The organism is Oceanobacillus sp. FSL W7-1304 (assembly GCF_037969805.1).
Classification (GTDB): Bacteria; Bacillota; Bacilli; order Bacillales; family Amphibacillaceae; genus Oceanobacillus; species Oceanobacillus profundus.
Window position 1 is genome coordinate 1,775,715 of the sequence record NZ_CP150211.1, and the last position, 12,911, is coordinate 1,788,625.

At 37.4% G+C, this 12,911-nt stretch carries 11 protein-coding genes; 2 read left to right on the forward strand and 9 right to left on the reverse strand.

Annotated elements, in window-relative coordinates; genetic code table 11:
- Positions 1-4: 4 nt before the first annotated feature.
- From NYE61_RS08970 to NYE61_RS08995, 6 genes are all read right to left on the reverse strand, one after another.
- Positions 5-1,498, reverse strand: a complete 1,494-nt coding sequence (locus tag NYE61_RS08970) for an AMP-binding protein (protein ID WP_118890107.1) — start codon at positions 1,496-1,498, stop codon at positions 5-7.
- Positions 1,499-1,503: 5 nt separating this feature from the next.
- Positions 1,504-2,103: a TetR/AcrR family transcriptional regulator gene (locus NYE61_RS08975; RefSeq protein WP_095312566.1), complete on the reverse strand. Its 600-nt coding sequence runs from the start codon at positions 2,101-2,103 to the stop codon at positions 1,504-1,506.
- A 159-nt stretch (positions 2,104-2,262) separates the two neighbouring features.
- Positions 2,263-5,520 carry a BTAD domain-containing putative transcriptional regulator gene (locus NYE61_RS08980; protein WP_303447775.1) on the reverse strand — a complete coding sequence of 1,086 codons (3,258 nt, stop codon included), beginning with the start codon at positions 5,518-5,520 and terminating at the stop codon, positions 2,263-2,265.
- Positions 5,521-5,657: 137 nt separating this feature from the next.
- Positions 5,658-6,296: a DUF2179 domain-containing protein gene (locus NYE61_RS08985; protein WP_303447776.1), complete on the reverse strand. Its 639-nt coding sequence runs from the start codon at positions 6,294-6,296 to the stop codon at positions 5,658-5,660.
- A gap of 241 nt (positions 6,297-6,537) precedes the next feature.
- The gene (locus tag NYE61_RS08990; RefSeq protein WP_339317330.1) at positions 6,538-7,800 is read right to left on the reverse strand and encodes an Nramp family divalent metal transporter; all 1,263 of its coding nucleotides are present in this window, start codon (positions 7,798-7,800) and stop codon (positions 6,538-6,540) included.
- 334 nt (positions 7,801-8,134) lie between these two features.
- Positions 8,135-8,674, reverse strand: coding sequence for an MOSC domain-containing protein (locus NYE61_RS08995; RefSeq protein ID WP_118890106.1), 540 nt, complete (start codon positions 8,672-8,674; stop codon positions 8,135-8,137).
- Positions 8,675-8,749: 75 nt separating this feature from the next.
- Here NYE61_RS08995 and msrA point away from each other — a divergent pair, with 75 nt between their 5' ends.
- A complete protein-coding gene (gene msrA / locus NYE61_RS09000) occupies positions 8,750-9,271 on the forward strand; it encodes a peptide-methionine (S)-S-oxide reductase MsrA (protein ID WP_118890105.1) in 522 nt (173 codons plus the stop codon).
- A 39-nt stretch (positions 9,272-9,310) separates the two neighbouring features.
- Here msrA and NYE61_RS09005 read toward each other — a convergent pair whose 3' ends face one another.
- Complete coding sequence (locus NYE61_RS09005) at positions 9,311-10,024, reverse strand: gamma-glutamyl-gamma-aminobutyrate hydrolase family protein (RefSeq protein WP_118890104.1); 714 nt, start codon at positions 10,022-10,024, stop codon at positions 9,311-9,313.
- A 172-nt stretch (positions 10,025-10,196) separates the two neighbouring features.
- Here NYE61_RS09005 and NYE61_RS09010 point away from each other — a divergent pair, with 172 nt between their 5' ends.
- The gene (locus NYE61_RS09010; protein ID WP_118890103.1) at positions 10,197-11,369 is read left to right on the forward strand and encodes an MFS transporter; all 1,173 of its coding nucleotides are present in this window, start codon (positions 10,197-10,199) and stop codon (positions 11,367-11,369) included.
- A 235-nt stretch (positions 11,370-11,604) separates the two neighbouring features.
- Here the strand turns inward: NYE61_RS09010 and NYE61_RS09015 are convergent, their stop codons facing one another.
- Positions 11,605-12,129, reverse strand: a complete 525-nt coding sequence (locus tag NYE61_RS09015; protein ID WP_095312545.1) for a GNAT family protein — start codon at positions 12,127-12,129, stop codon at positions 11,605-11,607.
- Positions 12,130-12,236: 107 nt separating this feature from the next.
- A complete protein-coding gene (locus NYE61_RS09020; RefSeq protein WP_118890102.1) occupies positions 12,237-12,722 on the reverse strand; it encodes a GyrI-like domain-containing protein in 486 nt (161 codons plus the stop codon).
- Between the last annotated feature and the right edge of the window lie 189 nt (positions 12,723-12,911).

Below are 12,911 nucleotides of genomic sequence, written 5' to 3' on the forward strand. Positions count from 1 at the left end.
AAATTTAAATTGGGAAATTGAATAAAGGAGTAAGTTTTCCCTTATCTATTTTTCCAGTCGCATTTTTCGGTAATTCTTCGATAATCCGAATGTCTTTCGGTACTTTATAAGTTGCTAAGTTCGCTCTGCAGTGTGCCATAATTTCTGTCTTACTTATGGTTTTCCCATCGTTTAATGAGATAAATGCAATCGGTACCTCTCCCCATTTATCATCAGCCATCCCAATTACAGCACATTCATGGATTGCTTGAAGCTCATAAATGGTTTGTTCCACTTGCAATGGATAAATATTTTCCCCGCCAGAAATGATCATATCTTTTTTTCTTCCAGCCACATAAATAAAGCCTTCCGCATCCTGACGCATTAAATCACCTGAATAGAACCACCCATCACGTATTGCTTCTTTTGTTTTATCAGGCAACCCCCAATACTCTTTCATCACATTTGGTCCTTTAATAATCAGTTCGCCAACTTCGTCAGTATCAACTGGTTGACCCATTTCATCTACGAGAGCAATCTCACAAAACATGACTGGCCTTCCAATGGATCCTATCTTTCGCTTGTAATCCTCCTTAGACAACATAAAGATGGTTGGAGCAGTTTCTGTCATCCCCATTCCTTGGCCAAACGGAAGACCACGATCAATAAATGAGCGGATAATCTCTTCTGAACAAGGGGCTCCTCCACTATAAAACCATCTCACGGATGAAAAGTCGGCTGTATCAAATAAGGCATGCTTTCTAATTGCATCATGAATTGTAGGGACTCCCATAACGATCGTTACACGATGGGTTTCAATGGAACGAATCGCCAGCTCTGCATTGAATTTACCGGGAATAACGATGGATCCACCTGCAAGTAATGTTGGAAAAGCAAATAAACCAATTCCTCCGATATGGAACAATGGAAGCAGCACATGAACAATATCTGTTGAAGTAATATCTATTGCATATTGATTATTTACCGCATTCCAAAACATGTTTCCCTGTGTTAATACAGCTCCCTTTGGCCTTCCAGTTGTTCCCGATGTGTAACAAATAATAAACGGATCCACACTCGCGTCTACTTCCACTGTCACTACTGTTTCTTCGGTATCTGCTATTCTCTCATCAAACGAGTAAGCGTTTTCAAAAACGAACAAGTCTTTTATTTCCTCAAGTAATGCTTCTGTCTCTGTTTCAAAGAGAATCATTTTTGTGCCACTATCCGTTAATTGAAAAGCTATTTCAGTAGCTCGTAAACGGATATTTAAAGGAACTGCAATTAGACCAAGCTGCGCTATTGCGAAATAAGAAATAATATATTCTTCCCGGTTGTGCGAAAGAATTGCGACCCGATCTCCTTTTTCCAGCTGATACTTGTTTTGCAATAAACCAGCCATCGATTTGACTTTAGTAGAAAGGGATTTGTAGGTATATTGATTATGTTCACTTATTAATGCGGTGCGATTCGGCGTGATTAATCCTCGCTTATGAATCCAATTAGCAATTGACTCCATTTCGTCTACCCCCTGCCACGTATTCCATGAAAGATTATTTCCATTGCTTCATCAAATACATCCTCTGGTACGAGCTTATCCTCCCAAAGCACCCAGCGCATTCCAATAAATTGTCCAATCCCCATTAAACAATATGCCACGGTTTCTGGATTTAACGGTTTACAATCTCCACTATCAACCGCTGTCTCAATGGCTCTGATAAATCCATCGGCTATTTTTTCGTAATACCATCGATAAAGCTCGTTATCAACTAATACGGATTGCTGTATAATGCTATATAAATTACGATGGTTCATTACCCATTTAAAAAAGGCAAAATACCCCGCACGTTGTTTTTCTTCAAATGTGTCAGCCTCATCCATATTCTTTTTAATCGCATAACGGAAATCCGAACTTAATTGATAAATCAGCTCATCAAATATCGCCTTTTTCGTTGGAAAATAATTGTAGAACGTCCCTTGTGCTACCCCTGTTCGTACAGTGATCTCAGCAATCGATGTTTCAAAGTATCCTTTTTCACCAAAGATTTGCTCTGCCGTTGCTAATATTTTTTGCCTTGTTTTTATTCCCTTTTTAGTTAATTGTGTCGCTTTAATTTCTGACATATGAATCACCCCTCAGTTTTTGATTATAAATAATTATCTAAAAATTATCAAGTGTATTTTATTTTAAATATTAAAAGTTACTAAATTCATTTAAAAAATCAAGCATCCAAGAAATCGGATGCTTGATGTTCATTCGATATAACATACTTTAGAACTTCCTCAATATTTGTCTAATTCCTCTGATTCCATAATCAAATCATATATTTCTTCTGTTTGTTGCATTGGCTCGATACCTAATTCCACTTGCAGCACATTACAGCATTTCTCATACCATCGAATCGCTTGAGGACGGTTATTATTTTGATAATAGCAATACATCATTAGGCGATATGCTTCCTCCCACGTGGAGTCCAAGCTTAGGATTTTCTCACACCATTCTATACACCGATGGAAGTCTAGTAATCGAACCGAATGCTGCGCTAGCCTTTCTGCACCACGTAAAAACAACTGACGCAAGCGTTCTCTTTCAGTGGTACACCAGCTAATAAATCGAAGGTCTTTTAAGTAATCACCTTGATATACCATTAACCCTTTTTCTAATAACTCTGCTGCGTGCTTTGGATTACTTTCTTCTAATCCCTTTAAGATAAGCGCTTCAAACGTGATCGTATCTAATTCATAGACCGCATCAGGATTAATCCCGTAGGAGCTGCCTTCTCGTATAATAAAGAAGGAATCCTCTCTTGCTTTTCGATGTGGCTCTAGTACTTTTAAGAGAGCATTAAGGGTTACTTTAAAGTTTTTAGTTGCTGTTTTTTCATCTTGGTCTGGCCAGAGACTTTGGAAAATCTCTTCTCTTTGTAATTTTATATTTCGATTAGTTATAAAAAGCTCAAATAACTCCTTCGACTTCCCACGTTGCCAATCGTTTGACTCAATTTGCTTTGTACCTAGCCATAGCTTGAATTGACCTAACGTTTGAATTACTAACGTATAGCCAGGATGATTTTTAACAGTTTTATCAAGTCCAAGATCAGACAGCATGCGTGTAACAATGGTAGATTCGATATCTAATTGCTTTGCTTTGAGCAGCATCGGTGCCATGTTTTGCATATCAAGCGGACCAAAGGTCGTTCTTCTTTTCAGAAAAAAGTCGTATGCTTCAGCTTGAACCGCTGTAAGAAACGCAATCATTTCTTCTTTAAATCCATCCGCCTCTCCCTTTTCAAATGCGATGTACGCTGACCAAAAGGAGGTAACCATCATAACATATCGATCACCACAAGCAATCATATCTGTTCTTACTTTTTCAATCGCTTTTACTGCTTGATCGTAATTCATCCGATACACTTCTGTAATCGCAATTCCTAGCTTAATTAATGCACTTAGCCAGCGGTCATTTACCTTCTCTGTTTCCAGCAATCCTCGTTTTGCATTATCCATCGCGAGGCTGTATGCTTGCTGCTTCCCATAAAGAATAGAAAGCCCCATATATGGCTCTGCCTTGCCCCGAGATACATTAATCTTCTCCATTATATCAAGGGAAGTTTGGTAGCATTGAATTGCTAATTTGTGATTATATTGATTGATTAATTGAACTGCATGTCCTAATCGCATCCAGCCACATGCTTCTACAAAAGGTGATTTAATCGCCAACCCTAATTGAATGCTATCTGATGCTAATTGTTTACTTGCTTTTTCATTGCCCATAAAAGCTTCAATAATCGATAAAATTAAATCCGTTTCTCGATGCGATTGTGGCAAATGCTCTTTCTCACTTCCTGCATTTTGCTGTTTACGTGCAATTAAAATCTCCTTCGCTTGTGCAAGCCTTCCTGTCCTCAAATATATTCTCGCTTGTAAATTACTTTCACTCTCTTCCAACGGCAGGTTTAGACGCTTTGCACGATCATACCAAACCTCTGCCTTTACTGCTTGACCGGCATTCAATAAATTCTCAGCCATTAATACATATAGCCGTGCCATCTCTTCCTTTGATGCGGAGGCTTTTTCACGCAATTGAATGGCCTGATTTACAAAATGCTCTGCCCGGTCCGGCTGAATCGTGTCCAAATAGATACGTGCCTTTCCCTCTAAAGCAAGACTCATAATATAGTCTTTTGCTTTATCACCTTTTGTGATTGCATCACTTATCGCATTATAGTTGTGCTCTGCTTGATCATATAATGATCTGTACCGCTCAATTTCCCCTTGATAAAAATAAAGCAGTGGATACTGCCCTTTATAATTGTCAGGAAGTTCAACTAGTAAATCATATAAAGCTTGCAATCTACCAGATTGGAGCATTGTACGGCCATGCTCATTTAATAAGACAGCAATTGCTTGTGATTCATTTATCTTTTTATAGTGATATAGTGCAGATTCCAAGTCCTCTACTTGCTTATAGTAGCTAGCTGCCCGTTTATGCAAAAGGTTGAATTCATTTTCATATTTACGCATAAATAAGTTTTCTAAAAAAGCTTGAAACAATGCATGATAACGATAGACATTTCCTTCCCCTTCTTCAATAAACAAATTCTGTTCTACGAGTCCAACTAGAATTTCTTCTGATCCTTTAATTTCAAGGACGTGATCACAAATCTCAGGTGATAAAACATGAAATATACTGGACTGCATGAGAAACTGCTGTGTAATTAACGACTGTTTGGACAATACTTCCGAGGCCAAATAAGCAAACAAGTCCTTTAATGATTTCTTTTTATTTTGTAAAATCGCAGTTATGGACGTATTTTCAGCAATTTGTTGGGCTAACATATTGAATGCGATTGCCCACCCTTCTGTAGCGCGATAAATTTGCGCTACCTCTTCCTCCAAAACATCAGTCTTGTATATTTCCTCTAAAATATAGGACATTTCAGCAGGCGACAAAACAAAGTCAAAATGCGTTAGCTCTAGTAATTCCCCTTGTCCCCTTAATTTGGGCAGAATATTCCAACGTGGTTTTTTCCGGCTCGAGACAATCATATGCAAATTTGATGGTATATATTCGACTACATACAAGAGCATATTTTCAATTTCACTCGAATTCATCACAAGGTGAAAATCATCTAAGATTATCAGGATTTCTTCATTAAGCTGAATTACTTCATTGATAAAGAACGTTGCGAGTGAATAAATTTCTTCTGTATTCATATAATTATCCAGCCGCATTAATTCCTTTTCGATGGAGTTGCCAAACCGCGGATGGCATTGCCGAATAGAGCTAATGAGTTTTGTTAGAAATGGAAAGAGATCATCATCATTTTTGGAAATGGAATACCAACAGACAGCTGCATTTCTATTTTTGGTAAAGAGAGATAATGCCGTGCTTTTGCCATATCCAGCTCCAGCATACAATAATGTTAACGGGTAGTTCGGTATCTGCATGAGCTTTTTATTCAAATGACTGCGCTGTACAAATCGGTCACGTATTGGCGGTGGAGAAAGCTGGCTATGGACAATTGGTATATGTCTCATTTTCATCCTCCTTTCCAAATTATTTTTATATTCTATTATTTTATCATACCATTGTTTACCTATAAATTGATTTATATTTCAAGAATCCATATCTTATAACAATGCATAAAAAAATGAATAGACTTATGAACGTCTACTCATTTCTTTTCTTGATTTACTGAACTGGAATCTTCTTTCATTAGCTCTTCCCGCTCTATCTGCTTTTTCGCCGATTCTGCAGCAGCTTTTTTCTTTGGATTCATTAGCTTTCCTTTTCGTACTTGCTTAACCCAAAACCCGCCATGAATCCGTTTTGGTTCATAGGAAATGATAAATGCTTTCGGATCTATTTCCTGGATCAGTTCGTATAGCCTTAACTCATATTTTCTCGGGGTGAGAATTGATATCGATAACCGATCTCCATCCATCCCATACGATGACCAGCTTGTGACTCCATATCCTTTTTCTCTAATTCTCTTTGTAAATTTAAGATCAGGATTAGTGGAAACAACATTAACTGTTATGTAACCGAGTGCCAGCTTTTCTTCAATTATGGAGCCAATAATTAATCCCGTTCCAAACCCAAGTGCATAAGCAATTAAGTTTTGAATTTCATTTAAATTATCTAGTACAAGTCCCAAACCAACAATATATACAGTTATCTCAAACACACTGACAAAAGCAGCAATATATTTGCGTCCTTTAAGTGTCAAAATCATTCGGATAGTCATTAATGATACGTAGACAACATTAACAGCAAAAATAATTGCAAGCATGATTAATGCATTACTTAGCAATAGAATTCCTCCTTAGATTTATTTCCATTTTAGAGGTTGTAAAATTTCATTTTAAATACACACTTTTAGAATACCTCATTTTAAATATAATTTGTACCATCGCATTAATTTTTTTATGAGCTATCTTTCCACCTGTGGGTAATTTCCTTTTTCATCCGAGCATACCAAATTGGTGTCCAGCAAAAAAAGCACAGAGACACCAATAATGGAACTTTTCTTGATTATCATGCTAACTCACCTATTATAATGCTAAGAATGATTGAATAGCGGTAACAAAACTATACATACCGAGACCAAGACAGATTAACACAACAACAGAACCGATCACATTTATTTTTATGGAGTTGCGATAGCTGCCAAGTGTTTTTTTGTTGTTCATAATAATCATTAACAAGATCGCAATACCAGGTAAAAGGATGCCATTTAGTGCTTGAGCAAAAAGTAGAACATCCATCGGCTGGAAATTGAAGGTAAAGGTAATGATTCCAATGAGGATAACGGAAGCAAAGACCGCTTTAAAACGCCAATTTTTCATCCCATTCTCCCACTTTAGCATACTGCTGACTGTGATTGCTGCCCCTAGTGCTGATGCAGTAGCAGAAGAAAACCCTGCTGAAAAGATACCAATTGCAAGAAAAGCTTCTGCATAGGTTCCTAAAAGCGGCTCTAATTGTACCGCTAAATCGACAACACTTTGAACTTCAATTCCTCTCATTAATGTACCGGATGTAATTAAGATAGCTGCTGTGATCAATCCTCCGACGCCAATCGATAAATAAATGTCCCAACGTGACTTTTTCAAATGCTCAGGCTTATTCCATCTTTCCTGCACAGATGTAGAGTGAATAAACAAATTATACGGTACAACTGTTGTTCCGATTAAAGCAATAACCGTTATAATGGAACCAACCGGAATAGTCGGCACAAACATTCCAGTAAGAATCCCTCCAATATCTGGCTTTGCTATAAACATGGTTGTAATGAAAATAACACTCATGAGAACGACAAATACAATCATTAATTTCTCAATTAATTTATAACTTCCCGTTAATCCAAGTATTAGGATAATAACACCAACGATCGGACCAATCATTTTAACCGATCCACCTGTTAAAGCAGATATACCCAATGATGTGCCATTCAAATCACCACTCATATACGCTGCACAGCCTACCGAAATGGCTATGATCACAAACCAAATCACACTATATTTAATAATAGGATTTGCAAATTGATCTCTTATCGCCTCTGCCAAACCTTTTTGTGCGATAATTCCTAGGCGAGCTGACATTTCCTGCAAAACCATGGTAGCAATAATCGAAAACACAACCGCCCAGACAAGCGCGTAGCCAAATGATGCACCAGCCTGCGTTGCTGTTGTCACAGTCCCCGGACCAACAAATGACGCGGCAATAATGGCCCCTGGACCAACGCTCTTTATCTTGTCAATAATTGTATCCTTCCTACCGTCTGAATCATCGTTTTCTTGCTGGGTTAACCCCATTGACTCACCTCTAATTTTTCATTTTTTTAATCCCTATGTTTCGAATTGCATGTATATGTATAACAATTCGTCAACAAATGTAATTGATACATCCTTTTTCTACTACCCTTCCTAAATAGGAATAAAACTAAATTCTTGTAGAGGTGCCGCCCGAGAACTTGTAGAAATGCGCGAAGTAACACTTACGTGGAAGTTATTGGAATTACGAATTACAAGCACTGTATATTCTAATATCATAAAAGGAATGGCTAGCAAGATAACCATTCCTTTGTGCATCGATATTTGATTATAGAAGGTTGTTCAAAAAATCTGGTGAACACGCACTTAAGGTCAATTAAAATCCCCGTAATCTCTTTCGCAATGTACGTCTCCAAATATCACCAAGTGCTTCACAGGCATACAAATCATCTGCAGCGCGAAAATCATCTTGATGCAAATATACTACTTCTGTACATGCCGCAATTGACCATTCTGGATATGGGCGCTCAAGTAATTCAAAATCTGTCGCGCCTTGAATCATCCCCTCCTGTATTATCCGAAAGTACCAGCCTGTTTGTAATCCACCTTGAAGATGTTGCCTTGATACAGGGCCGGGCTGCGAAACTTGAATAATGGCATCACCAATTTTAAACGTATCTCCAATAAACACAGTAAATTCATCCATTTCAAGCACAGCAAAATTTTCACCGTTCGACCCCATGTCTTGCAACTCCGTATAATGTTTAATTGGGTAAGCAAAGATTGCTTTATCCATTTTGCTTTTATTAGCATCTTGACTCTCTGCATCACTCAAAAATCCCGTTTTCTGTAATAAAAAGGATTCCATTAACTCCTTATGATTTGTAAATATTTTATGTACGTGAGGTTCTTCCATTATGTCACCTGCTTATTTGTGATATAGTATATTTTACTAGATTATCGTTCCAATTCATACAGGGAGGAATCATGAATGACAATTAAAAAGGCGACATTTGCAGGGGGCTGCTTTTGGTGTATGGTAAAGCCATTTGATCAATGGGATGGCGTACATAGTGTTATTTCCGGATATATTGGTGGACATGTGAAAAACCCGACATATGAACAAGTAAAAACTGGTACAACGGGACATTATGAAGCAGTTGAAATCACCTATGATCCAGATATAATTTCCTACGAGACAATCATTGATTTATTTTGGAAACAAATTGATCCTACAGATGCTGGGGGACAGTTTGATGATCGTGGAGACCAATATCGTACTGCAATCTTTTATCACGATGAAAACCAGAAAGAATTAGCGGAGACTGCTAAGCAGGAATTAGCTGCAAGTGGCAAATTCTCAAAACCGATTGTTACAGAGACTCTTCCAGCTACCACCTTTTATCATGCAGAAGATTACCATCAGGATTTTTACAAAACGCATAAAGCGGAATATGAAGAAGACCGTGCGAAATCTGGAAGAGATGAGTTTATTGATAGCGTTTGGAAATAATTGCGAGGAGGGAGCTGTCTTTAAAAGACAGCTCTCCTTCTATTTAGAAATACTTGCCTTAATGAAGCCAGCGTAAATTTTAAGCGATGCTTCATCATTTACTTCCGTCATCCCCTCCGGATGCCATTGCAAGCCAAGTACAAAAGGATGGGTTTTACTCTCAATTGCCTCAATCACACCATCACTTGCAGCCCCACTAATCTGAAACTCTTTCGGAACCTTACGATTAGCCTGGTGGTGATAGCTATTCACACGTAATTTATCTTCACCTGTCAGCTTGTGTAATAGCGAGTCTTTCTTGACATAAACAAAATGGGAACCATAATCAAAAGGCGCTTTTTGCGAATGCTGGAGCAATTGCTTATCGATTTGCGAATAAATATCTTGATACATATCTCCACCAGCAGCTATGTTTAAAATCTGACTTCCCCTACAAACACCAAGAATTGGTTTTTTCATTTCTAGCATTTTTTGAATAAGAATAAGTTCCGATTGATCGCGTTCCGGTATAATCAAACCAAGCTTAGGGTGCGGTTCTTCTCCAAATAGAATCGGGTCGATATCTCCCCCACCTGTGGCATAAAGACCATCCAACCGGTTAACAATTTCTGCAACATCCTCCCCTTCTATGATGTATGGTAGAATGACAGGGATACCTCCTGCATCGATAATTGCTTTCACATTTCGTTTAGCTGTACTGTAGTAAGCCCGGTCCGTTTCCATGGACGCTGTTACTCCAATAATTGGTTTCATTACAACTCCTCCTAATTGGTCTGTGCAACCAATACATTCTGATTAATCTGTTATTTGTTTTTTTCTTAACAATTCTATTTAACACTAAAAAATCATGGTATAGTAGTCTAACACATTCATTTATATGCTTACTATTTAATCGTAGACTTTATATAAGGAGGGCCCAAGACGTTTGTCCATACAAAAATCACTTATACCTTTAAAAACATTATTTGTAAGCTTTCATGCCTCCAACACCATTCTGATTAGTTTTTTGCCACTTTATTTACATTATCGTGGGTTAAACGGAACTGAAATTGGCTGGGTGCTCGCAGTTGAATCTTGTGCATCCCTTCTTGCACAGCCAATTTGGGGATATTTAAGCGATAAATTCAAAACAGTACGAAAAATATTGTTCATTTGTGTGATTGGTCTCCTAATTGGAAGCTCTATCTTCTTTCAGATGGATACATTATCGACTATCTTAATTACAGGCGCAGCGTTTTACTTCTTCGCGACACCAATTGGAGCGCTAAGTGACAGCCTTGCCCAAAGACGAGCAGATGAATTAAATATTTCCTTTGGTTCAATTCGGATGTGGGGTTCTGTTGGCTTTGCAATTTCAGCATTAATTGTTGGTAGAATTCTTGACCAATTCGGTGTTCAATATATGATTTGGCCGTATTTATTTTTCGGACTCGTTATTTTATTTGTCCTCATTCCAATGAAAGATGTGAAAGTGGAATCAGAGCCTGTAAAGTTGAAAGATGTTCGCAAAATTTTTACAAATAAACCTTTCCTTCTCTTTCTGGTTGTCATTGTCTTTATTACCATAACCCACCGCATGAATGATTATTATATAGCACTCTATATTGCAGAACTTGGCGGAAGCGAATCGTTAGTTGGACTTGCTTGGTTCATGGGAGTTATTTCAGAAGCTGCAGTATTTGCACTTGCAGGCTTTTGGTTCAAAAAGTACCGAACATTAATCTTTATCATAGCTGCAGCAATCCTTTATACGATTCGTTGGTTCTTATACGCATATGTTGATGACCCGATGCATGTTATCGCACTTCAATTCATGCATGGATTAACGTTTGGTGTATTTTACACAGCTGCCTTTGAATATGTGACACGATTAATTCCGAGTTTACTACAATCAACTGGTCATCTCATTTTCTTCTCTGTGTACTTTGGTCTTTCCGGGATTATCGGCTCATTAGCAGGTGGTCCAATTATCGAATTATTTGGTGGAAGCATGATGTATCTAGTTATGGGGTCTCTCGCAGCAATCGGAACGGTCTCGCTTATTCTTTATCACTTGCTGCCATTCGGAAAAGAGGGTGCGGTTCGGGAAGTGGAATAATGTATTAGGAGCTTCTATTTTGTTAGTAGTAGGTTTAAAATAAAGGTCGATCAAAATACTAGTATTACGAATCCATTTTGAAAAAAGACTGATCAAAATGGATTCTTTTCTTTGTGAGGGATTGTTCAATTTTTATAAAAAAGCTTGACCACTTTCTTATGTGATTTTCGACAATCCCACTCTATTTACCTAAGTTCGGTTAAACTGATATTAGCAGGTATTCTTGATTTTAGCTTTAATTTAAATCTGAAAGCAACATTCCATATACAATGCTATCTGTCCATTCCCCTTTATTCCAAAAATCCTGAATGAAATGAGCTTCTTTCCTCATACCAATACGCTCGCATAATTTTTGTGATGCTTCATTTCTTGCATCAAGGTTAGCTTGTATACGATGCACATCAAATTCATCAAATAGCTTCTTGACTAAACTGCCCACGGCTTCTGTTGCATAACCCATTCCTGAAGATTCATTAGAAAAACTATAACCAATTTCAACAGTATCTTTCATATCTGTATACCATACAGATAAATCTCCAATTACTTTAGAACGATTTACTACCGCCACACTTAACATTGATTCTTTAGTAAGTGCACTATTTTCTAGCTTTTTATTAAACTCTTCTTCCATATTTTCATGTGTCCATTTATCATGCAGGAGATATTTACATGTATCATCGTTTTTGTAAATGTTAAATACATTATGTAAGTCATTACTTTTAAACGGTCGAATTGTTAATCTTTCAGTGTTAAACTTCAAAGAAACTCCTCCTTTGAATGTCAAATGATTTGTTACTAAGCTACCTTATTAATCCATTAAATGGCCTGCAAAGCGCTTGTTCCGCAAAAGCACCTCATTTAGATTGTCTATAGCTTTTCTATAGGTATTAAGATTTCAAAATGTGGATCCCTTGTATCTACATCAATTGGGTATTTTTCATGCTTTATCGGCAAGTCATCATAGTAATCAACACCTTGCTCTTTAAAAACTATGTATTCATTTTCATTTAGCCATTCCATGATTTTTCCATAAGTTTCTTCAATACTTCCACCATCATGTTTTGTGGCCAAGTAGGTCATTTCTGGCACATGAATTTCAACCATATCTTCTGGAAGTTGTTGTTCCTCCCGTACTTCATAGGCAGAATAATAAACGAAACCATCTGATCGAATATGATAAGAAAAGCCCAATCTTGTATCTTTATTTACAGCATATTCAAGCTCATCCACTCTGTTAATTCCACTTTGAATCACATCTTTAATCTTTTTCATTTCAGTAAATGCAACGTCGCATTTAATTCCCATAGCACGATAGGCAGGAAGCTTTTTAATTTCGTAATGAAAGTTTTTCATTAGATACCCTCCCTCCAAAAATAAAAATCCTTCATAACGTTATTCCGCATAATGGCCTGATTGCGGAATATGGTTTTCCGTAAAAAACCCTTTGGATTCATCTTATCCAAAGGGGGAAAACGGTGCAACCTTTTGAATAAATGGTCGAACTTCTTACAAACGATTTAACTTTATTTCAAATCTGCAACA